Annotated in this window: 15 protein-coding genes; 5 read left to right on the forward strand and 10 right to left on the reverse strand. The window is 57.4% G+C overall.

All coding sequences use genetic code 11. The features are described from left to right. Nucleotides 1-27: 27 nt before the first annotated feature. The 3 genes from hrpA to ACW5XD_RS03255 form a co-directional block, all read right to left on the reverse strand. Nucleotides 28-3966 carry an ATP-dependent RNA helicase HrpA gene (hrpA, locus tag ACW5XD_RS03245; RefSeq protein ID WP_456493611.1) on the reverse strand — a complete coding sequence of 1313 codons (3939 nt, stop codon included), beginning with the start codon at nt 3964-3966 and terminating at the stop codon, nt 28-30. Nucleotides 3967-4186: 220 nt separating this feature from the next. Next, the gene (locus ACW5XD_RS03250; RefSeq protein ID WP_456493612.1) at nt 4187-4609 is read right to left on the reverse strand and encodes a CBS domain-containing protein; all 423 of its coding nucleotides are present in this window, start codon (nt 4607-4609) and stop codon (nt 4187-4189) included. A gap of 84 nt (nt 4610-4693) precedes the next feature. Beyond that, complete coding sequence (locus tag ACW5XD_RS03255; RefSeq protein ID WP_456493613.1) at nt 4694-5764, reverse strand: helix-turn-helix transcriptional regulator; 1071 nt, start codon at nt 5762-5764, stop codon at nt 4694-4696. Between the two features lie 609 nt (nt 5765-6373). On the opposite strand from ACW5XD_RS03255, the gene ACW5XD_RS03260 reads away from it, so the two are divergent. Continuing rightward, on the forward strand, nt 6374-7696 hold the full coding sequence (locus ACW5XD_RS03260) for a YjiH family protein (RefSeq protein ID WP_456493614.1): 1323 nt from the start codon (nt 6374-6376) through the stop codon (nt 7694-7696). 397 nt (nt 7697-8093) lie between these two features. On the opposite strand, the gene ACW5XD_RS03265 is transcribed toward ACW5XD_RS03260, so the two are convergent. After that, nucleotides 8094-8627, reverse strand: a complete 534-nt coding sequence (locus ACW5XD_RS03265) for a phosphatase PAP2 family protein (RefSeq protein ID WP_456493615.1) — start codon at nt 8625-8627, stop codon at nt 8094-8096. A 612-nt stretch (nt 8628-9239) separates the two neighbouring features. On the opposite strand from ACW5XD_RS03265, the gene ACW5XD_RS03270 reads away from it, so the two are divergent. The 4 genes from ACW5XD_RS03270 (at nt 9240) to ACW5XD_RS03285 (ending at nt 12788) form a co-directional block, all read left to right on the forward strand. Continuing rightward, nucleotides 9240-10850, forward strand: coding sequence for a methyl-accepting chemotaxis protein (locus ACW5XD_RS03270; RefSeq protein ID WP_456493616.1), 1611 nt, complete (start codon nt 9240-9242; stop codon nt 10848-10850). Between the two features lie 181 nt (nt 10851-11031). Next, the gene (locus tag ACW5XD_RS03275) at nt 11032-11439 is read left to right on the forward strand and encodes an MbcA/ParS/Xre antitoxin family protein (RefSeq protein WP_456493617.1); all 408 of its coding nucleotides are present in this window, start codon (nt 11032-11034) and stop codon (nt 11437-11439) included. Then, nucleotides 11436-12125, forward strand: a complete 690-nt coding sequence (locus ACW5XD_RS03280; RefSeq protein ID WP_456493618.1) for an RES family NAD+ phosphorylase — start codon at nt 11436-11438, stop codon at nt 12123-12125. The genes ACW5XD_RS03275 and ACW5XD_RS03280 overlap by 4 nt, the downstream gene beginning before the upstream one ends. Nucleotides 12126-12311: 186 nt before the next feature. Then, nucleotides 12312-12788, forward strand: a complete 477-nt coding sequence (locus tag ACW5XD_RS03285; protein WP_456493619.1) for a hypothetical protein — start codon at nt 12312-12314, stop codon at nt 12786-12788. 166 nt (nt 12789-12954) lie between these two features. Here ACW5XD_RS03285 and ACW5XD_RS03290 read toward each other — a convergent pair whose 3' ends face one another. From ACW5XD_RS03290 to guaD, 6 genes are all read right to left on the reverse strand, one after another. Next, nucleotides 12955-16176 (reverse strand): ExeM/NucH family extracellular endonuclease, encoded by a 3222-nt coding sequence (locus ACW5XD_RS03290; protein WP_456493620.1) that lies wholly within the window; start codon nt 16174-16176, stop codon nt 12955-12957. A 641-nt stretch (nt 16177-16817) separates the two neighbouring features. Beyond that, nucleotides 16818-17303 carry a xanthine dehydrogenase iron sulfur-binding subunit XdhC gene (gene xdhC / locus ACW5XD_RS03295; RefSeq protein ID WP_456493621.1) on the reverse strand — a complete coding sequence of 162 codons (486 nt, stop codon included), beginning with the start codon at nt 17301-17303 and terminating at the stop codon, nt 16818-16820. Then, nucleotides 17300-18178, reverse strand: coding sequence for a xanthine dehydrogenase FAD-binding subunit XdhB (gene xdhB, locus ACW5XD_RS03300; protein WP_456493622.1), 879 nt, complete (start codon nt 18176-18178; stop codon nt 17300-17302). The genes xdhC and xdhB overlap by 4 nt, the downstream gene beginning before the upstream one ends. Next, nucleotides 18171-20489, reverse strand: a complete 2319-nt coding sequence (gene xdhA / locus ACW5XD_RS03305) for a xanthine dehydrogenase molybdenum-binding subunit XdhA (RefSeq protein ID WP_456493623.1) — start codon at nt 20487-20489, stop codon at nt 18171-18173. Before xdhA ends, xdhB begins: the two co-directional genes overlap by 8 nt. Nucleotides 20490-20794: 305 nt before the next feature. Further along, entirely contained in the window at nt 20795-22171 is a 1377-nt protein-coding gene (locus tag ACW5XD_RS03310) for an NCS2 family permease (protein ID WP_456493746.1), read from the reverse strand. A gap of 281 nt (nt 22172-22452) precedes the next feature. Continuing rightward, nucleotides 22453-23769: a guanine deaminase gene (guaD, locus tag ACW5XD_RS03315; protein WP_456493624.1), complete on the reverse strand. Its 1317-nt coding sequence runs from the start codon at nt 23767-23769 to the stop codon at nt 22453-22455. Nucleotides 23770-23829: the final 60 nt, after the last annotated feature.

The following is a 23829-nucleotide window of genomic DNA, read 5'->3' on the forward strand; positions in this document are numbered from 1 at the left end:
ACGCAGTTAAAACAGACAGATAGCAGCTTAGCACTGGGCGATGGCGTTAAGCACCCGTTTATCTGACACCGGATAGGGGGTTCCCAGATTCTGGGCAAAAAACGATACCCGCAGCTCCTCGATCATCCAGCGGATATTGGCTACCTCGGCGGGGATCAGCTGGGATTTGGGGATCTTGGTCAGCAGCGCCTTGTACTCGGCCTCCACGCTCTGCACCTTGAGCATGTAGACCCGATCCCGGTTGGGATCGATGGCCAGCTTCTCCATCCGGCGCTCGATGGCCCGCAGGTAGCGCAGCAAGTCCGGTAGCCGCTGCCAGCCGGTCTCGGTCACGAAACCCTTGTGGATGAGCTTGTCCAGTTGCAGCTGGATATCCGACATGGCAAACGCAGTATCGAGCTGCATCTTGCCCTTGAGCCGCTTCTTGATCTCGTGAGAGAGGGTCAGTACGGCCTCCACCTGCTTGGCCACCTCCACCACCGTATCGTTGAGCTCGGCGCGCACAAATTCCTTGAGCGCCTCGAAACCCGCCTCGTCCCAGGCCAGGCCGCCGTGCTGCTCAATCAGCTTGTCGCAGCCGCAGGCGATGCAGTCATCGATAAGCTCGGCCACCTTGCCAAACGGGTTGAAATAGAGCCCCAGCTTGGCCTTGTTGGGCAACTTCTCCTGTAGATACTTGATGGGGGATGGCACGTTGAGCAACACCAGCCGGCGCTGGCCCGCCCACATCAGCTGCTGCTGAACCACCGGACTCTCCACCAGCTGGATGGCCACCGAATCCTTCTGATCCACCAAAGCCGGATAGGCCTTCACCTCGAAGCCGCCCCGCTTCTGGCTGTACTCCTGAGGCAGCTCACCAAAACTCCACAGGGTCAGGCCCGACTGCTCTATATCATCGTCCGCCACCTGGGACAGGGTCTCTTGCACCTTGCCGCGCAGGGATTCTTTCAACGCCTCCAGATCCTTGCCTTCCGCTACCTTCTGGTGCTTGTCATCCACCACCCGGAAGGTGAGTTTCAGGTGATCGGGCACCGCAGCCCAGTCCCAGGATTCGCGGGGCACAGTTACCCCTGTCATGCGGCGCAGCTGGCGCTCCATCTCGTCCAGCAGCGGTCCCTGCTCAGGGTTGAGGCTGGCGAGCAGCGCGTCGGCATAGTTGGGCGCCGGCACGAAGTTCTTGCGCATTGGCTTTGGCATCGACTTGATAAGGGCCACCAGCAGCTCATGGCGCAGCCCGGGGATCAACCACTCAAACCCTTTCACTTCCACCTGATTCAAGAGCGGCAGCGGAATGTGCAGGGTAACGCCGTCCGCCGCCTCCCCCGGTTCGAACTGGTAGCTCAATTTGAGCTTGAGGCGCCCCTGCTGCCAGAAGTTGGGGTAGTCGAGATCGCTGATGTGGGCCGCATCCCCCTTCATCAACATCTCTTTTTCGAAGTTGAGCCGCTCGGGATCCTGCTTTTGCGCCTCCTTCCACCACTTGTCGAAGTGGCGGCTTGATATCACCTCCTGTGGCAAACGGGCATCGTAGAAGCGGAACAGATCCTCGTCATCCACCAGGATGTCGCGGCGGCGGGATTTGTGCTCCAGCGCCTCCACCTCGGCCAGCAACTTGCGGTTTTCGCCAAAGAAACGGTGTCGGGTCTCGAAATCCCCCTCCACCAGCGCGCGGCGAATAAACAGCTCGCGGCACAGGGCCGGATCGAGGCGGCTGAAGTTGATGGTGCGCTCATTGACCAGGGTCAGGCCATAGAGGGTCACCTTCTCCTTGGCCATGACGGCGCCATTTTTCTTCGACCAGTGCGGGTCGCTGTGGTGCAGCTTGATGAGATGCGCCGCCAGCGGCTCCACCCATTCCGGTTCAATCTTGGCGTTGACCCGGGCGTAGAGACGCGAGGTCTCCACCAATTCTGCGGCCATCACCCACTTGGGCGGCTTCTTGAACAGGCCCGAGGCCGGGAACAGGTGGAAGCGACCGTTACGGGCGCCGAGAAACTCGGGTTTCTCCAGATCCTTGTTGCCGATATGGCTCAGGAGTCCGGTCAGCAGGGCGCAGTGCACCGTCTTGAAATCGGCCGGTTCATGGTTGGCCTTGAAGCCCAGCTCTTTGACCGTCTGGCGCAGCTGGAAATGGATGTCCTGCCACTCGCGCACCCGCAGGTAGGAGAGAAACTCCTTCTGGCACATGCGGCGGAACGGATTGCTGCCAAGGGCATCCTGCTGCTCTTTGAGGTAATTCCACAGATTGACGAAGGCGAGGAAGTCGGATTCCTTGTCCTCAAACCGTCTATGCTGTTCGTCGGCAGCCTGCTTCTTCTCCATGGGCCGCTCGCGGGGATCCTGGATACTGAGGCCGGCGGTGATCACCATGACTTCGCTCAGGCAACCGGTTTGCGCTGCCGTGATCACCATTTTTGCCAGACGCGGATCAAGGGGTATGCGTGACAGCTGGCGACCTATGTCGGTCAACTGCAACTTGGGCTCCTGCTCCTGGCCAGCTTGCTGGGCAGCGAGGTGACGGGCAGGCAATTCGCGCACCGCCTCCAGCTCCTTGAGCAAGCTCAGACCATCCTTGATGTGGCGAGATTCCGGCGGCTCGACAAAGGGGAAGGCCTCCATGTTGCCAAGGCCCAGCGCCAGCATCTGCAAGATGACGGACGCCAGGTTGGTGCGCAGGATCTCCGGATCGGTAAAGGCGGGACGACCGTTGAAATCCTCCTCGGAATAGAGACGGATACAGATACCGTCCGCGACCCGGCCGCAGCGGCCTTTACGCTGGTTGGCGCTGGCCTGGGAGACCGGCTCGATGGGCAGCCGCTGTACCTTGGTACGCCAGGAGTAACGGCTGATGCGGGCCGTACCCGGATCGATCACGTAACGAATGCCCGGGACCGTGAGGGACGTTTCCGCCACGTTGGTGGCCAGCACGATGCGCCGTCCGGCATGTTGCTGGAATACCTTGTTTTGCTCGGCGTTGGAGAGCCGGGCATAGAGCGGCAACACCTCGGTATCGCGCAGGTTGAGCTTGCGCAGGGCCTCGGTGGTATCGCGAATTTCCCGCTCACCGTTCATGAAGATGAGGATATCCCCCAGCCCTTCGCGGGCCAGCTCCTCCACCGCATCGAAGATGCCCTGCAGCTCGTCGCGCTCTTCCAGCCCTTCGCTCTTGTCACCGCTTTTTTTATCGACAAACAGCGGACGGTAACGCACCTCCACCGGATAGGTGCGGCCGGACACTTCGATCACCGGCGCCTTGTTGAAATGGCGGGAGAAACGCTGGGGATCTATGGTGGCCGAAGTGATGATCACCTTGAGGTCCGGGCGCCTTGGCAGCAACTGCTTGAGATAGCCCAGGATAAAGTCGATGTTGAGGCTGCGCTCGTGGGCCTCGTCGATGATGATGGTGTCGTACTGGGTGAGCATACGATCGTGCTGGATTTCCGCCAGCAAGATACCGTCTGTCATCAGCTTGATGTGGGTCTGCTCGCTCACCTGATCGGTAAAGCGCACCTTGTAGCCCACGTATTGACCCAGCTCGGATTGCATCTCCTCGGCGATGCGAGCCGCCACGGTACGGGCCGCGAGGCGCCGTGGCTGGGTATGGCCTATATAGCCTTTCACCCCGCGCCCGAGCGAGAGACAGATCTTGGGGATCTGGGTGGTCTTGCCCGAGCCGGTTTCGCCGGCGATGATCACCACCTGATGTTCACTGATCGCCTTGGCGATCTCCGCCTGCTTCTGGCTGACCGGCAGGTTGGCTGGGTAGGTCACCTTGGGCACGCCTGCCAGACGGGACTGGTAGCGCGCCTGCGCAACCTCCAGATCCGCGGCTATGGTCTCAAGCACGGCAACTTGCTTGCCCTCAGGCAGCTTCTTGACCCCGTGTAGACGACTGGAAAGACGACGGGCATCGAGATTCATGCAGGCAGAAAGGCGGCGGCGCAGCGCCTCGATAGAAAGAGACAAGGTACGAATTCCTTAAATGAGTGCCCAGAGGGGCCATATCGACAAGCGTCAGGAGATCCTAAAGAGCGAGGAAGAGAGGTGCAAGCCTTAAAGCGATTGGGGTGGCGATGAAAACCGGCATAACGGGTGTCTGGACAGAAGTATCAGAATGGCGCGTCTGAATAAAAAGAGCAGGCCGCCAGCCTGCTCCCGATGACGCATGACGCTCAACTCAATCCGGTTAAGCCCGGGCCTTGTGTACGAAGCAGGCACCCAGCTGGGCGTGGATCGCCAACATCACATCGTGACGGCTGATCACCCCGAGCAGATGCCCCTCCTCCACCACAGGATAGATCTTGGGCTTTTGCCCCATCATCATCTCGGCCAGCTCCAGAATGCTGGTGTCGGGTCCGACCGCCAGCACCTCCTTGCGCATTACATCCCTGACCTGGGCCACCTGCTCGCAGTGATAGGCCTCCTTGAGCATGACGGCAATACAATCCTGTTCGGAAACCCAGCCAATCAGATGACCCTGCGCATCCACCACGGGGCCACCAAGTTGGCGACTGTTGAGAAACTTCTCTACCGCAGACTGCACCATCATGTCAGCGCTGAACGTGATGGGGCGGGTCTGCATGTAATCCTTTGCCTTGAGTGATTCCATTGTGCTTCCCCCAACCAGCCTCCCGGGCGGAAGGCGCAAGCCGGGCACTATGTCCGGCTCACTCCAAGCATAGCTCGCACCGGATCAGGAGATGGATTGCAGCAACAGCAGCAGCTCGTTCTGACTGTGGCAGTCGGTCTTCTTGAACACCCCCTTGAGGGTCGAGCGGACGGTTTCCACCTTGACCCCGCGCAGCTCGGCGATGTCGTTGCTGCTGTAACCCTTGCTCATCAGCACCAGCAGCTCCTTCTCGCCAATGGTAAGCGGATAAAGGCTGGCCAGCGCCTCTATGTCGGGATTGAAGGAGTGCTCGGGATCCCGCAGCACCACTTCCACGTAACGCTCGAAGCGGCTGAGACCGCTCATCAGGGTGCACTGGATCAACAGCGGTCTTAAATTGGCCTGACGGGGAATAGACATATAAGCACTCGCTCCCGGCAACAAGTAGGCAAAGCCATTCAGGATCTCCTTGAACTGGCGTTGTTGCTCCTTATTTTGCAGCGAGAAAATACCATTGCCTGCCCGCAACTCCACATTCTCGTCGGCAATACGATTGAAGGCCACGTTGGAATAATGGATATGGCCTTTGTCATCGACGATGGCACTGGGCTTATTATGGTTTTTTACCAGTTGCTGCAGCTGATAATTCTGGGTTTCCAGGGCCAGCAGGTTCCAATAATGGTGGCTCCAGGCCGCAAGACCAGAATAAACCTCCGTCAGCGAGGAGATATCCTGAGCGCTGAAGTCATCCTGGCTGGCACCGCGATAGGTGCACAGGCTGCTAAGGCCCCGCCCCTTCACCCGGCAGACGCCTCCGGCTGCAAACTGGGCGCCGAAACTGGCCAGCAGCCCGGCCGAATTGGACAGTGTCGTGGCATTGACTATGCCCTGGCAGCCCTTGTCCAGATAGTGATTGAACCACACATCCTGGCGATGATGCTGCACATAGAACTGCTGCTGGGCCTCCGTCAGCCCACTGGAGAAGAGTTTTATCCCGTCGCTCTTGTCATCATCCCGTAACAGAAACAGCGAGGAACTCCCCGACACATCGGAGCGGAACTGATCCACCACCAACTTAATGTCAGAGTCATTAATACCGCACTCATATAACTGGCTTATATAGGGCGATACCCTTTCTTTTGCTAATGCCTTCACACCCGAACTCCTGGTTCTTATTTTTATTGAAGTGGCATCTTACTCTGCAATGAGAAACCCGAAAAGTAGTCAAATGAACAAAGGTTTTATAACTGATCCATAAATAGTAATGATGAAAGTACATAAGGATGAGCGAAAGCGAAAATCTGAAATCCAAGTTAATGTTTTATATGATTTTTGTCGCTATAGATCTTTTTATCATCATCAGGATTCCCGTCACGGCGAGATCCGTATCCCACGACAAACCTCGCATTTTTTCCCCTTTGGCCCCGACGACCGGCCCGGTTCCAATAAAGCTCCCGCCCCCTGCCTCTCCTGGCCTAGTTATTCTTGGTCTGGCGATGCCCACACGACAGCACCACATCTTGTCTGACCGCGAGCATTCCCCTCACAACCAGGTCGTTATCGCCACTAGCCACCTTTTGCCTTCCAGGCGCCCAGGTCGCCATCGGCTTTGCCATTTGCTCGTCGTATCACCCGGGACTCAAAGAGCTAATGTTTCAACTTGGTTAATTTTGTGTTTAATTTGTGGGCCAGCAACGGTAATGTATATACAAATAATTCAGTGAGATGTCGGGCAGACATCACACCACAAGGAGAAAGGAACATATGGAACAGGACAATGTACTCATCCCCCCCATGAAATCAGGTGCCGGCATCAAGCTGTTGCTGACCAGCCTGCTTGGCATCACCATCTTTTTCATCCCGTTCGAACTAGCGGGACGCAGCACCATACTGGTGGATCACCTAGCCGGCTTGCTGATGGCACAGCGACCACTTGCGGTGGGATTGATCCTGCTGCTGATAAGTTATGGTGCCCTGACTCCACTGCTGGATGGCCGCTGGCGCGCTCGCCCCATCGACAGGCTGTTGAGCCTGTTCAAGCTGCTCGGCCTTGGCTTGGCATTGATGTATGTTACCGAACTGGGGCCCGCCTGGTTGATGACCCCGGATCGCCTGCCCTTCTTGTTCGACAAGCTGGCGATGTCAGTGGGCATGATCGTGCCTATAGGCGCCATGGCGCTCACCTTCCTGCTCGGCTTCGGCCTGCTGGAATTGATTGGGGTGCTGATGCAGCCCGTGATGCGCCCGCTATGGCGCACACCGGGACATTCCGCTATCGATGCGGTGGCCTCGTTTGTCGGCAGTTATTCGGTTGGGCTGCTCATCACCAACCGGGTCTTCCTTGCAGGCAAATACACGGTGCGGGAAGCCGTCATCATAGCCACCGGGTTTTCCACCGTATCGGCCGCCTTCATGATCATTGTGGCCAAGACCCTCGACCTGATGGAGCACTGGAACTTTTACTTCTGGTCCACCCTGGTGATCACCTTTGTCATCACCGCCATTCTGGCGCGCGTTCCCCCCATCTCCAACATGACTCATCAGGGCGACACTGATGAACCCTTGCCGGCCGGTCAGCGCCGCTGGCAAGCCGCATTGGCATCCGGGCTGACCCAATCCAGTCAGGCGGACCCTGTGTTGCGCCAGTTGCAGGAGAACCTCAAAGATGGCCTCAGCATGGCGGCCGCCGTGGTACCCACCATATTGTCGGTCGGCCTGCTCGGCCTGTTGCTGGCACAACACACACCACTGTTCGATCTGATCGGCTGGCTGCTCTGGCCACTGACCTGGCTGCTGGATCTGGGGGAGCCGTTGGCAACCGCCAAAGCACTTTCGGCAGGGTTGGCGGAGATGTTTCTACCCGCCATCCTGCTCAAGGATGCAGATCTGCTGGTACGCTACGTCGCGGCTGTGGTTTCGGTCAGCTCGATTCTCTTCTTCTCTGCATCCATACCCTGCATTCTGGCGACCAAAATTCCAGTCAGCGTAGGACAGTTGGTGGTGATCTGGTTTCTGCGCACCTTGATCGGCATAGTGCTGGCCGCACTCTGCGGCAAGCTAGCCATGGCGGCAGGCTGGTTAAGTTAGAGAACTCAAAAAAATCAGCGCTATATTACCCTTGATGAGGGTGCTCACTTGGTTATATAGATGACATATAAATTAATACAGTATCATAATATTCAACATGGCAAATTTAAAAAATTGATATTCTATGACGCTTCATTACAACATCGTCATTTCTGCCTCATGGCTACCGAGTTACGAAAATACACGACATGTGAGGCCCCCTGGAATGAACATGTAAATTTAAATATTGGTACAGGACCTCAACCAAGGCTGTCTGGCGGTTATGTTTAATCACCAGGAGAACGGGATTATTTAATCCGTAGTTATCCCATTTGGCGATCAAACCTACTTATTACCGTAACATATGCGAGGGGAACAATAAAAGAGCCTCATTCTGAGGCTCTTTTAAAAATAACAATTAGTATGTAAAGGTCACGCCAACTCCTTTAGCATCACCCTCCAGCATGGTTGGATAAAAGGCCAGTTGCTGTCCATTTCTGGGCGATGTGAAAAGATAACTGAATCCAGTAGCAATAACCGCACTGGCAATCACATCACGCCAATAGTGATTATCTGATTCAACTCGGGACCAGCCAACGGCTCCTGCAGCCACATACGCTGGCAAACCATAGCTCCAGCCATAGCGCATTTGTAAGTAGCTAGCACCACTAAACGCCCACGCAGTATGTCCAGAGGGAAAGCTTTTGCTACCCCCATTCGGACGGGTTGCATCAACAGTATGTTTCAATACTTCAACTGTTGCAGTCGTTGAGAGGAAAGAATAACCAAATTGTTTGAGCCCTTCATAGTCATCCTGATACCAGGATATCCCAGCAGCAATAGCTGGAATTGCAAACTGCCCAATATCGCCATATGTTTCAAACGTGCTGGAGGCATAAACAGTGCCACTGAAACCACATAGTACTGCTGCACATAAAATGCTTTTTTGCATAAAAATTCCATTTTTATTGTTGTCCTCGATGGGAACCCTATCGACAAATAACAATAACAACAAATGACAAACTTAATAATTGTGAGTTAACACATGATTAGAGGTAATATTCTAAAAATAAACTTTACAACTGTATGTTTACAATCCATCGCTGCTGAATTTTTGGTCGTACAAAACCCGCAAGCTGGCCCGTACGATATCTTCGATTACATTGAAGACATCTTCACCCCCGGAGGCGGTGCCACAGTCGCCTCGTCAGCGTCAACCAGAAGTCCTTCGAACAGGTCTCGTCCTGAGGGCAGAAACTGTCTACTGTCGTAGCAGCAGTCATGCCGCAGAGTAAAAATTCAGACCCATCCATTGCGATTCAAGTAAATCCCTTTAAAATCTTTCTTTTCAAGTGGTTACTTTATCTAATCGGCACTCGTAACCTGATGTCGAGAACAGACCAAGTTCCGGTGACGTCTCTATTTCACATCAGGTTTTGGCCAACGTCATGGTATTAGAACACATGGACTATGTTATTTTTATCGCACACAGCAATTCTACAAAGCTCCACTATCATTAACCCTGTTATTATGGTATTTGATTGGAATCGATGATGGAGGCGTTATGTTTAAAATTTTTAGAGAACGGTCCCTGCTCTTTAGTCAAATCTCCGTATTTTTGATTTTCATCATTCTGGTCTCGATTAGCTTTTTTGGTCTTTATTCTATAAAATCCGCAGCAGATCGCATGGGGCAGAGTAAAGATGTTGTGGCGGATATACTTCCACCACCGCTGTACCTTATTGAAGCTCAGCTGACAATATACAATCTCCTGCGCAGCCCTATTACCGAACAACCACAATTATTAGAGACGTTGGCTCGCTTGCAGCAAGAATTTAAACAGCGTAATACCTATTGGCAATCATCTGATTTGGATAAAGCGTTAGCAACAAGCCTGCTTGGTGAGCAACGTCTGCAAGGGGAGCGTTTTTGGCAACTAGTAGAACAGTCATTCCTCCCTGCCTTGAAACAGGGCGATCTTGCTCAAGCATCACAAATAGCGACGACGTTACAAGCCATATATACCGCGCACAGAAAAGCGGTGGATAATACAGTAGTGATTGGGAATCAACTAGCGAGTGACACTAGTAAAGAGTTGCTGACGACCGCTAATGTTTGCTATGGATTATTAATTCTGGCAACACTATTGGGATGCATACTTGTTATATACCTAGCCCGCCCGACACAACTGCGGTTAACGGAGGCTGGCCAAGCCGCAGCTGCAATTGCAGCGGGTAACCTCAATAGCCAGCTCCCTGCGCCAGGCAAAGACGTGATAGGAGAGCTCATTCATAAAATAAGTAATATGCGAGATCAACTAGGCAAGTTGGTTTCGACAATCCAAGACAGTGCCCAAACCGTTCATGATAAATCCATCAACCTGACAAGTTCAGCCAAGCAGCATGTGGCACATAACAAAAGAGAAGTGGCTACTGCAGTTCATGTCAAACAGATCGTAGAACTTTTACATGAAGCAATAAGCCACGTTAGTGAGAGACTTCATCACCTTGGTAATATTGCATCCAAATCAGAACAAGAAGCGCTCACGACAGATAATGCAATAACAGAAGTCGAGACAGTTATTGATGCCATGATGCAGGGTGTTCAGCATGTGGCTGGTACCATCTCAGATCTCGCCAGTCTATCCGAGAAAATTGCGAGCTTGGCAGAGAACATCAAACAGATAACCGACCAGACAAACATGTTGGCATTAAATGCAGCCATTGAGGCGGCCAGAGCAGGTGAACAAGGTAGAGGGTTTGCCGTTGTTGCCGATGAGGTAAGAGCACTGGCAATCAGAACGCAAGGTTCTACCTCAAGTATCACCGACACCATCAACCAAATACAGAATGTCAGTCATCGCGCGGTTGAGGAAATGGAGAAGGAGATTTCCCGAGTAGCGCAAGCTGTTGAGCAAGCCGCCATTGCCAAGCAGGTGGTTGTGGGGATCCACAAATCAAGCGGAGCGATGAGCAGCATGCTGGTAGAGGTCAATCACCTGATGGAAGAAGAGAACAAGCTGATTAACGACATCAATGACAAGATGACAGACATATCTCAGCTGGCGGAAGAAGCGAGTGCAAATGCACAAGCTTCTCTATCAGAGGCTAACAGCCTTGAACAACAGTCACGCAGACTGACAGAACAGGCCATGCGTTTTCAACTCCATTCATAACCAATATCCCACACCGGCTCCAGGCCGGTGTTGGCTGTCAAGTCTCCCCCGGGGCGAGTCAACTATCACCCGAAACGGCAGGATCTGATCCTCCTGGCTGGAAAGTCTTTGCATGGACGATTTATTAAAATGAATCTATAGTAAGACATACTTTATCGCCAACAGGACCCAGGAGCATCATATGACAAAGCATCTGAGCTCAGCTGCCAAGGCTAGTGGGAACCGTGACCTGATCGCAGTCAGAGTGGCCATGAATATCATGGACAAGTGGGGATGCTCTGCCGAGCAGCAGCAAAACATCTTGCAACTATCAAGAGCCGCATTCTACAAATACCGAAGCCTGGAGACCAAGACGGCGTCATTGAGCCATGATCAGCTGACCAGGATCAGTTACCTACTGAACATGCACTCCGCCCTGCGCATTGTGTTCAGCAACCCCGACAACGCCTACGGTTTCATGACCATGAGGAACAACAACCCGTTCTTCAATGGCACCACGCCACTCTCTCTCATTGAGGGTGGCGAATTTGGCAACCTTCATGAAGTCGCCAAGCGCATTGATGTACTGCGAGGGGGGTTAATCGGATGATCCACCCAGAGATCCCCAGAACGGCGCTGGTTCCCATCAAAGGATACCGCCTCATTCACACCAAGTACCCTGCGATTGACGTATTTGTGGATGTCGCTAACCCAGAGGAATTCGACATTCTGTTTGAGATCCAGGAGATAACCAATCCACGTTTAACGCAGGAGGTAGGTAACCTCAACCTGCTTCCACGTGAAGAATGGGTGCTCGGGATACCTGGTGCGCACTACGCCATGGCGGCTTTCACGCACGTCAACCCAGATGGAGGACGTTTTTCGAACGGTGACTACGGGGTCTACTACATCGGGGACAGCAAAGACACGGCCATTGCAGAAGTAACGTATCACTGTGAGCGTTACTGGCTGAATGTGCCGGAACTCAAGTTCGAGCGGTTCGAGTACCGTTGCCTGATCACCGATCTCAGTGACTCGACCTTCGCGGACATAACTGGTCTGCCCGCCGAACATGCCTATTATCACCCAACCGACTACAACGCAGCTCAAACGTTCGGAGCTGCACTCCGTGGTGCGCGCGAAATAGGTGTAACATATCGATCAGTCCGATATCCAGGTGGAATCTGCTGGGGTCTACTCACACCAAGGACGATCACCAGCATCATCCAATGCTCCCTTCATCAGATCATCTGGAATCATGGCATCGTTTCTGTCAATCAAGTCACTGATGGATGAAAAGGATCACAACATGTATTTCTTTCATCTTGGTAGTTAACTAAAGAGATTGACCATATCCGAACATTATTCTCCTCCCCCCATTCAACCATCATAATTATATTTTACTTTTGAATGTTCGTTGCGTAAAAAGTAAAGAAACGTCTCTTTTTTATATGTTACATTTCATATAAAAGGAGCTGCACAATGATAGAGACGCTGTCACCCACCAATGAAATAAATCATAAAAGCATATATAGATATTTATATCTTATGTCAAAAAATGACATTTCCTCACAAGGATTGGTGCTAAACCACTATGACTCAATAACAAACACCTCGAATGAAAAAGTGAATCACCCGTCACAAGAAACCAAAGAACTGCAGTTGATGATGTTAAGAAATGCAGGTATTTCGGCGGGTTTATTCGAGATGTCAGCATTATATTCCATGGATGTTTGTCATCTAAATGAAGAACAACTGCACAATAACACATCAATTAATGACAAAAGACAAATTATATTCATGCTGCCTCTCCCTATAAGAGAACCGCTATTGCTTAATATCTTGTTTGGGTTTAATCACAAACAAATATCAATGATTACTGGTGTCAATGAAAAAGTCACATTTAATAGATTGTTTTTTTCAAAATCCATTTTTGTAAAGAATTATAATTTAAAGTGATTTAAAATTGTGTGATGCGCAGAGCCTGTTTCACTTTGATGCGATGTTATTCAACAACAATGGCTGTGGTACGCCTGTATCGGGAAGCCAAAAATGCAGGTTTGGTATCACACCATGATCAGCAAAGAGGGGCCCACAGGCCCCTTGTATCGCATATCCATGTCGACTATCCGCGTCGGCCAAACGGCCACCAAGGCTTGTCGTTGTCCTTGATATCGACCCGGGTCTCCTGCAGGTTGCCCGGTTGGCCCCCCTGCAACTGGTGCAGGCTCACCCTGAACTGCTCGGTGGGCTCCACAAACCAGTCATCGATGATCAGCACCTTGACCGACTTGCTGCCCCCCTCACCGGCGGCCCAGCTCACCGACTGGCTGAACCAAGGCAGGAAATCCAGCCCCCAGCGCGCCGTGATCCCCTCAAGGCCCAACTGGGCACGGGCCGGCTTGCTCAGATCGCCGCTGCGCACCACGGGGATCTCGGCAAACCACTGCCCCTCGTTCACCGTCATGCTGGCGCGAGCCAGCGCAATGGTGGACGGCGCCAGCTTGTCCTTGATGGTCACCAGGGTCTGACGCTGCTCACCCAGAGTGGCACCGCTGGCATCGAACAGCTCCAGAGTGAAGGTCTCGTCCCCCTCGTGCAGGGTGTCGCTCTTCACCGGGATGCTGATGGTCTGGCTGTCGCTCTGGCCAGCCGCCCAGTTCAGGGTGCCGGTCAGTGGCGCCACGTCATTGGCATCCGCGCTGCCGTAGGAAATGCGATAGCTGACGCTGGCCTCCCCATGAGTGCCGTCGCGACGCGCAACGCTCAGCGTGAGGGTGCTGCCTTCCTCCACGCTGGCGACTGCGCTCTCGAGGCTCAACACCCCGGCAGGCGGCAACGGATACTGGATCGCCACCAGCACGGGATCGTGATCCGAGGCGCTGAAGGGGCCGTCCGATTTGGCCAGCTGGCCTGTGTACTTGCTGCCGTATTCGAAGAAGTTGCTCTCGGCGGAGTTGATGTGCCAATCCTCTATGCCGATCACCTTGGCCGCGAGACTCGTGTTGGCCAGGGCGTGATCCAGGTTGCCGAGCTCACCTTCATAGCTGTAGGAGTAGGTATCGGTGCCATGGAAGCGGGTGTTGAGGTTCACGAAACCATACCCCTTGCCAAAGGCGCTGCCGCTCTCCTCATAGGGCCGGCCCGCCAGCGTGGTGAAGGAGGCGCTCATGATCTGGCGCGGCTGGGCCGCCGGATCATAGCTGGTCAGCACCCGGATGGGATCCTCCATGCCATAGGCGTTCATGTCGCCGATGAGCAGCAGATCCCCACCCAGCGCCTTGAGACTCTCCCCCAGCACCTTGGCGGCGGAGACCCGCAGCGCGTTGCAGTGACCCTGGCCATCCAGCGGATCGGCGGTTGCATAGTCGGGGTAATCCTCGAAGCAGGCGGAGCCCTTGGACTTGAGGTGGTTGACCACCAGGGTCAGAGGCGCATCCCCCTTGGGTGAGCTGAACTGCTGCAACAGCGACTCGCGCATGCCCTGCTTGATGGCAACCGGCGTGCCGCTGGCGTCCAGAGCCTCGGCCTGCTGCACCGGCAGTACGATGAGGCTGGCGGCCCCTTGCGGCGTCACGCTGGCAGGTCGGTAGATGAGACCCACGGTAATGGCATCTGTGCCTATGGGCTGGCCATCCGGCGAGGCAATCCAGCGGTAGTGATCCGCCTCATCCGGCTGGGCGGCGTTGAGGGCCGCCACCAAGTTGGCGATGGCGGAGTTGTCGCCGTAGCCGTTGTTCTCTATCTCCATCAGCCCCACCACGTCGGCGTTGAGGCGGGTGATGGCGCTGACGATCTTGGTGCGCTGCTTCTCGAACTCCGCCACTGTCAGGGCGCCACGGTTGCTGCCGGTGGGGTTGGCATCCCCGCCCACCACTGTGGTGAAGAAGTTGAGCACGTTGAAGCTGGCGACCCGCAGATCCCCCGCCTCGGCGAGCTCGGGGGTCTCTACCCTGTCCCAGCCGCTGTGATCTATGTCGCTGCTGTCGATGCGGTTGTTCGCCACCAGCCGGAACAGGTTGTAGGAGTAACCCAGCACCCCCTCCAGGCCATTGAGCTTGTCGCCGATGCGCAGGTAGCCATCTTCGGCATTGAAGGCGGGATACCAGGGCAGCACCCCATCCGGCGTCTTGGCGTCCGTCTCCACCACCAGCTGATTTTGCTGGTTGCGCAGGGCCCACTGGCTCGCCTCCTCGCTCATGGCGGCAAACTTCTGGGTCGACTTGATGAGGGGCGCGCCATAAGCCAGCACCAGGTTGTTGCGCTTGCCGTCGTAATCGAAGCTGAAGTTGCGGGTCACCACCAGGCTGGACTCGGGCACCAGCCGCACCCGCATCCCCTCGTGGCGCTCCAGCAACTGGTTCAGGGTCTCGCCCGCCACCGGCACCAGATCCACCGCCGGCAGCAAAGCCACCATGGGCTGGGTCACCACCAGCTGGTCGGCATTGAGCTGGGTCTGGTTGAAGTACTCCTTCACCTTGCCCGAGACGCACACCTCGGCCCCCGGCACGATGGCGCCGTTGGCCTGGGTGCTGTAGACGAACAGACCGTCCGAGCTGGCCGGATCCCCGTCCCCTTGCGGATCCTGGATGAAGAAGCCCTTGTAGAGACCGTTCACCACCTGGGTGACGATGCCACGGGTGGCATAGGCCTGCTCGGATTCAAACTTGCCGGCCGGCACCAGCGGGCTGCTGCTGCCGGGGCCCTGAATGGCGGGCACGGGCACCAGCTGATCGACCGGGCAGACGAAGGCCGGTGGCAGAGTGCCATCGCAGGGACCATCGCCACTGCAACCCAGGCCGCTGGCGTCATCCCTGGCGGCGGCCACGTATTCAAGCGCCGGATCGAAGGGACCGGTCGCATCAGTCCGGCCCGTGGTGACTGTGGCCTTGCGGCGCAGTGTCATGTCCAGGGTAGAGACGCTGCCGGACACCCAGGCCGTGCCCGGATCCACCCCCACCTGGCCGAAGCTGTCGATTATCTCGCTGCCGCGATAGAGCACCAGGGCGTCGTCACCGTTGAACACCAGGTTGCCGCTGGTCTGGGTCGCCTTGGCCAGGATCTCGGCGTTGGCGGAGGGGTTGGCCAACACCAGGCTGGCGCCCGGGGCCAGGGTGCCTTGCAGCGCCAGGCTGTTGGTTGGGGTATCGGTAAGAGGTTTGCCGTTGGCGTAGAGCGCCAGCCGGTATTGGGAGAGATCGACGGGAGTCGCGCCCAGATTGCTCAGCTCCACCGCCTTGTTGTTGCTGGATCCTTCCAGGTATTCGCTGATCAGCAGTTGTGCCTGTGCCTGTCCTGACAGCGCCAACCCGACCGCGAGCGCCACCAGAGAGTGTCTTCCTGACATAGCCAATGTTCCTTTTCTTATTAGCAGATATGTTATTGGCGCCCCGCGTTAGGCGGGCCGCAGCACCTTGTTACAGCTATAAACAGTCGATACGGGCCCATGGCCAAATATCGCGCCTACTCTGCCCGTTTGGCCCCGGGGCCGCCGCGAGCTGGCTAACAATTACAGAAAATTGTTGCGAGCAGGTGACGAAAAATAATGTTTTTCAGCTGACATCTCTGCCACAGGATGAGCGGCGCACCACCATTGGCATTTGCTGCCGCCAATATCCGGCAACGGCGCACAAGATGGCGACACAAGCTGACATAGGGAGAAAAAACAGCAGCTTGAGAAAGGATCCCGCCAGCAATAGCCAGGGTGAATCGCGAGTGGCCATTCACGGGACAATTAGCTGGAAATAGCGACGACGGCAGAGGATACCCGGCCATATGGCGTCACTGTGTCGCCGGGCGAAAATATCGCTCACCCTCCCATGGATAAATATCACGCCAGTAATATGAGATGACCAAAATAAGGTTTTCCAGGCCCCCGTCTGTTGTTTGCATGGCCGTCAGATGTCGCCTTGCCGGCAGCTATATCGGAAGCAGGCATGCCCCCAACATAGCCGCCCCGCACATGACGTTAGGGGCGGCAGCCTCACCCTAGCCCTTGCAGCACTTTTTCACCGCCCGCACCACGTTCTGGTAGCCGGTGCAGCGGCAGAGATTGCCGGAGAGGCCACTGCGGATCTCCTCGTTTGTCAGCGGGCGGCGATCTGTCTTGTCGAGCAGGGCGGCGCTCGCCATCACCAGGCCGGGGGTACAAAAACCGCACTGCACAGCCCCCTCGTCGATGAAGGCCTGCTGCACATCGGAGAGCTGGTTGCCCTGCCGCTCCCCCTCCACGGTGCGAATGGACTTGCCATCGGCCCAGACCGCCAGATAGAGGCAGCTGTCGATAGCTGTGCCATCCACCCGCACGGTACAGGCGCCGCATTCGCCGACGCTGCACCCCTCTTTCACGCTGATCAGCCCCTGGCCACGCAGGAAGTGGAGCAGCGACATATTGGGGGACACCGCGTAGCAGTAAGGCTTGCCGTTGATCTCGCACTGGATCTCCACGGCGGGACAGGTTTGCAGTTGCATCATAGAATCTTGCCTCCGGCACGTTCGACGGCGCAGGTGATCACCCGCTGCGCCAGGGTCTTGATCAGGTGCAGGCGAAAGGCTTTCTCCGCCCGCCAGGAGGAGCGCGGCGCCACATCGGCCACCACAGCCTCGGCAATCGCTGCCAGTGTGGCGCGAGTCAGGGGTTGTCCCTCGGCCGCGGCTTCTGCGTGAGGGGTGCGCACCGGCGTCGGCGCCGCCACCCCGTAGGCCAGCCGCAGGCGCTTGAAGCGGCCATCCTCAATCTGGCAATAGGCGGCGCAGCCTATGGTGGCTATGTCCATGGCCCCCCGCATGGCGTATTTGAAGTAGTGGGAGCCCACATGGGGGTGCACGTCCTGTGCAAAGTGGAATGCCACCAGGATTTCCGCCGGTTGCAGCGCCACCTTGCCGGGGCCGGTATGAAAACCGGCGATGGGGATGCGGCGTGTGCCGTCTGGCCCCGCAATTTCCAGCTCAGCTTCCAGCGCCACTGTGGGCGCCGCCGAATCGGCACTGGTGGCACCGTTGCAGATGTTGCCGCCATAGGTGGCGACGTTGCGGATCTGCGGGCCGGCGATGGTAGCGGCGGCCTCGGCCAGCATGGGCAGACGGCACTGCACCAGCGGGTTGTCGATAAGCTCGGTAAAGGTGGTGCCAGAGCCGATGCGGATCGATCCGTCAGGCAACTCGCTCACCCCCTTGAGCTCGGGCAAGTCGTGAATATCGACGATATGGCGATAGGCGGCGTTGAGGTGATGCAGCTGGATCATCACATCGGTGCCGCCGGCCAGCAAGCGCGCTTGCGGGTCGGCTTGGCGCAGGGCCACCGCCTCGGTCACGCTGTGGGCCTTGTAGTAACGGGCAATATCAAACATGGCGTTGCTCCTCCCCTGATCCCTCGCCAATCAAACCCGCCGCGACAAACTCCCGAAACAGAGTCTTGGGGGTGATGGGCAGCTCGTTGATGGCGACCCCGGTCGCCATGCGAATGGCGTTACGGATCGCCGGGCCCGGCGAGATGATGGGCGGCTCCCCCAGGGATTTGTGACCATAGACCGACTGGGGCTCGTAGGTCTGCACGAAGTCGCACTCGAGCTCGGGCAAATCCAGCATGGTGGGAAACTTGTAGTCGAGCAGGTTGGGGTTGCGCACCACGCCGGTCTTGGCGTCGATGATCATCTCCTCGAACAGGGACCAGCCGATCCCCATCCCCATGCCGCCGTGCACCTGCCCCTCCGCCAGCTGCGGATTGAGGATCTTGCCTGCATCGTGCAGGTTGATGATGCGATTGATGGTCACCTTGCAGAGATCGATATCGACGCTGAGATCGACGAAGGTACAGCCAAAGCTCGGCGGGTTGGTGGTGGTCTTGTGGGAGACCTCCGATGTGATCTGGCCGCCTATGGTGAGGTGGTAGTAGGCGTTGACCGACACCTCGGCGACGCTTAACAGCACCTTGTCCGGCGCACCGGCCAGCACCACGTAACCGTCGATCAGGGTCAGCGACCCCACATCCTGGTGGCAGAGCTGGGCCGCCAGCGACAGAATGCGGGCTCTCAGTTGCAGCGCCGCTTGATGGATGGCGGGGGCCGCCACATAGCTCTGGCGCGAGGCGAACGAGCCAGGGTCGTAGGCCGTGATGTCGGTATCCTGGGTAGAGATGACCCGGATCTGTTCAAACGGGATCCCCAGGGTCTGGGCCGCCATCTGGGCAAAGACGGTATCCGATCCCTGCCCTATCTCGGTGGCACCAATCTGCAGATTGACGGTGCCATCCTGATTGAGCAGCATGCGGGCCCCGGCAATTTCGACCCCCACCGGATAGGTGTTGGAGCCGTAGCTGAAGCAGGCCACGCCAATGCCGCGCCGCACCCGACTCGCGGGATCCTGCCCCAGACACTCGGCCTTGAGCCGTGCCCACTCGAACTGCTCGCCGCCCCGGCGCAGGCACTCGGGCAATCCGGCGCTGTAGAGGGTCTTCTGGTTGACCTGATTGACGTCCCCCTCACGGGCCACGTTGGCGATGCGCACTTCTAGCGGATCGAGCCCCAGCTCGGCGCAGGCATCATCCAGCATGCACTCGAGGGCGAACACCACCTGAGGCGCACCGTAACCGCGCATGGCACCGGCGGTGGGCAGGTTGCTGTAGAAGGTCCTGGCGTCATAGCCGAAGGCGCTGCGCGGATAGAGGTAACTTATCTTGTTGGCACCGGCGCTGGCGATGGAGTGGCCGTGGGAAGCATAACCGCCGGTGTTGGAGAGCACGTCGAGCTGATAGCCCTTGAGGGTGCCGTCGCGGTTGAGCCCCATTTTGACATCAATGACAAAACCGTGGCGGGTGCGCGAGGCAAAGAAGCACTCTTCCCGGCTCAAGGTCACCTTGACCGGCACGCCGCCAAGCTGGTGGCTCAGAAACGCCGCCATCGGCTCTTCCAGCACATCCTGCTTGTTGCCAAAACCGCCGCCCATGTAGGGCTTGATCACCCGCACGCTGGACCAGGGCAGGCCGAGGGATTTGGCCACCCGACTGCGCACTATCTGGGGGATCTGGGTGCTGGAGACCACTATGATGTGGTCCGGTTGATCCATGTAGGCGTAGCAGGTGACCGTCTCCAGATGGCAGTGCTGCACTACTGGGGTCTGGTAGTGGCCGGTGAACTGAACGTCGGCAGCAGCGATGGCCTGCTCCGGCTCCCCCGCCCGGATCTGGCTCTGGCGCAGCAGGTTGCCGGTCGGGTGGATGGGGTAGGCTCCCTCGGCCAGGGCGCTCCGGGCATCCGTCATCACCGGCAGCGGCTCGTAGGTGACCTTGACCAGAGCTGCCGCCTTCTCGGCGACCAGGGGATCGCGGGCCACCACGATGGCGACGCCATCGCCGAAGTGGCGCACATGGTCGGTGAGCAGGCGCCTGTCTTTCACATCCCGTTTGGTCTCATCAAGGGACCAGGCGTGACCGGCGGTGCGAAAACAGGTGATGGGCACATCCTCATGGGTGAACACGGCTTCGACCCCGTGCAGGGCCAGTGCCTCGGTCGCATCGATGGCGAGCACCTTGCCGTGGGCGATATGGCTTCGCACGTACTTGGCGTGGCGCATCCCGAGCATGATGTTGTCATCGGTATAGCGGGCGCTGCCGGTCACCTTGGCCTCGGCATCCACCCGCTTGAGCGGTAATCCTATGGACATATGCAAGTCCTTGCTTCAGGTAAGAAAATCCAGAACCAGGATAAAAAACAGCAAGATATGCGCCTGTTTCCTGCAGACAGGCCAGCGATGGGGATAAGTGTGAAGAAGATCCCATCCGGCACCCCGGCCGGGCTCGGGGCGCAGCCGGATTGCCGATTTTTCATGCGTATCCAACCACAGGCATGCGCCCCGTTATCAATCTGGTAATCCCCATTATCAAAATGGTACCTGCCGACCCTGAAAAGCATCGGGGGCCACTTGTGGTGGCCCCCGATAAGACGTTCGCAATGACACAGGCCCCTGGACTAGATGGCCCAGCCACCGGCGTAGAAGAGCACCAGCGCCAGGGCGATGATGACGGTGCCGACATTGAGCTTGCGCCACTCGTTGGAACAGATGCGGCCGATCACCAGGGCGCTGAAGCCCAGCATGATGCCGGTGACTATGTTGCAGGTGAGCACGATGAAGACGGCGCACAGCAGGCCGGACATGGCCCCGACAAAGTCATCGAAATCGAGCTTGGTGACGTTGCTCAGCATCAGCAGTCCCACGTACATCAGGGCCGGCGCGGTGGCATAGGCCGGCACCAGATAGGAGAGTGGCGAGAGGAACAGCATCAGCAGGAACAAGACTCCGACCACGGTCGCCGTCAGCCCCGTCTTGCCGCCCGCTGCCGTGCCCGCCGCCGATTCGATATAGACGGCGGCCGGCGCCGCCCCCACCAGACCGGAAAAGATGCTGCTGAGGGAGTCGGCACTGAGCGCCTTGCCGCTGTTGATGATGTGACCATCCTTGTCCAGCAGGTTGGCCTGCCCCGCCACGGCGCGAATGGTGCCGGTGGCATCAAACACGGCCGTCATCACCAGCGCCAGCACGCTCGGCAGCACCAGCGGCGAGAGCGCCCCCATGATATCCAGACTGAAGATGAGGGACTTGCCCTGCGCATCGGCCAGACTCGGCATGGCAAACAACCCCTGATACTTGACCGCCGGATCAAAGATGAGGCCGAAGAGGGAGATGGCGATGATCACCAGCAGGATCCCGCCCGGCACCTTGAGCTTCTCCAGTCCGACGATCACCGCCAGCCCGATGAGGGACATGATGACCGGCATGGAGGTAAAGGCCCCCAGCGCCACCGGCAGCCCCTCCAGCGGGTTCTTGATGACCAGTCCCACCCCGTTGGCAGCGATGAGCAGCAGGAAGAGCCCGATACCGATACCTGTGCCGTGGGCGATCCCCATCGGCAGGTTGTCGAGGATCCAGCTGCGCACCCCGGTCACCGAGATGGCGGTAAACAGCACCCCCATCAGGAAGACGGCGCCAAGCGCCACCGGAATGGAGATGTGCTGCCCCAGCACCAGGCTGAAGGCGGTAAAGGCGGTGAGCGAAATGGCGCAGCCGATGGCCATCGGCAACTTGGCCCAGAGCCCCATCAAGAGCGAACCAAACCCCGCCACCAGACAGGTAGCCACGAACACGGCACCGGGGGGAAAGCCCGCCTTGCCGAGCATGCCCGGCACGACTATGACCGAGTAGACCATGGCGAGGAAGGTGGTGAGCCCCGCCAGCACCTCCTGGCGCACATTGCTGCCCCGCTCGCTGATCATGAAGTAGCGATCGAGCGCGCCGCTGGCGGGCTGTCGTCCCGCCGCCGCCCCCTGATCCGCAACTGCCCCTTCCATCTCGTTTATCCTGTTTGCCTGGCTCATGGCCGACTCCTTCCTGCATCCCTGAATATGTGTGATGAAATGGCGGCCTGTGCCGTGGGTCTGTCATGCCACGGTCACAGGCGATATGGGATTCGGAAGATCGGCAAATGTTTGCCTTACTAATCAGAAAACCGGGCCATTTCACCTTCTGTTGCGGGGAAACCTTCCTCGCTCTTGCATGGGTGCCGGTCTCCCTGTGGGCCCGCCAGACACCGCATCCAGCGGGGCTGCACCGCGGCAGCCCCGTCCATCCCCTACCCCCGTTCGTGTACCAGTTGGCCATCCACATAGGTGCGGTAGATGGATCTGTCATCCCCCAGGGTCAGCAGCACGAACAGCTTGTCGCGCAAGGTGGTGGAGTTGTCGTAGCGCAGCTGCTGCAGCGGGGTGGCGACCGGGTCGAGCACCACGAAGTCCGCCTCCTTGCCCACCGCGAAGCTGCCGATCTGCTCGTCCAGCCCCAGCGCATGGGCGCCGCCCAGGGTGGCCAGGTAGAAGGCCTGATAGGCCGAGAGGCGCTCCCCCTGCAACTGCATCACCTTGTAGGCCTCGTTGAGGGTCTGCAGCATGTTGAAGGTGGTGCCGGCGCCGATGTCGGTGCCCATCCCCACCTTCACCTGCTTGTGCCACGCCTTGTGCAGCTTGAACAGACCGCTGCCGAGATAGAGGTTGGAGGTGGGACAAAACGCGATGGTGGAGCCGGTCTCCTTCAGGCAATCCCACTCCTGCTCTTCCAGATGGACGCAGTGGGCAAATACGCAGTTGTGGCCGGTCAGCCCGTGCTGGTGATAAACGTCGAGATAGCCCTGGTGCGCCGGGAAGAGGGATTTCACCCAGGCGATTTCGTCCTTGTTCTCGCACAGATGGGTGTGCAGATAGGTGGTCGGGTACTCTTCACGCAGCCGTCTGGCCATCGCCAGCTGTTCCGGCGTCGAGGTGGGGGCGAAGCGCGGCGTGACGGCATAAAGCAAACGGCCATTGCCGTGCCAGCGCTCGATGAGCGCCTTGCTCTGCTCATAACTGCTCTGCGCGGTATCCAGCAGATAATCTGGCGCGTTGCGATCCATCATCACCTTGCCGGCGATCATCCGCATGTTGATGCGACTCGCCGCCTCGAACAGGGCATCCACCGACTCGGGGTGGACGGTGCCGAACACCAGCGCCGTGGTGGTGCCGTTTCGCAGCAGCTGCTTGATGAAGAAGGTGGACATCTCGCGGGCGTACTCGAGATCGTTGTAGCGCCGCTCAGCCGGGAAAGTATGACGGTTGAGCCACTCCAGCAACTGCTCGCCATAGGCCCCCACCATCTCGCTCTGGGGGTAGTGAATGTGGGTATCGACGAAACCCGGCACTATCATCTTGCCGCGATAATCGCGCACCCGCACCTCGGCCGGAATGCGATCCTTCCCCTCCTCCCACTGGCCGAACCAGTCGATGCAGCCGTTGCGAATGATCAGCAGGCCATCCTCGACGAGGCGGGCATTGGGCTCTATCTCCTCGGGCTGGTCCACCACCCGGGTGATATCGAAGAAACTGCCGCGCACCGCTTTGACAGAGTTGTCATTTTTCATAACCGTGTCCCTGTTTCTCATGTTCTGTGTTGACGATCTTGCCGTGTTAACCCTCAGATG

The sequence above is a fragment of the Aeromonas enterica genome (assembly GCF_054052465.1).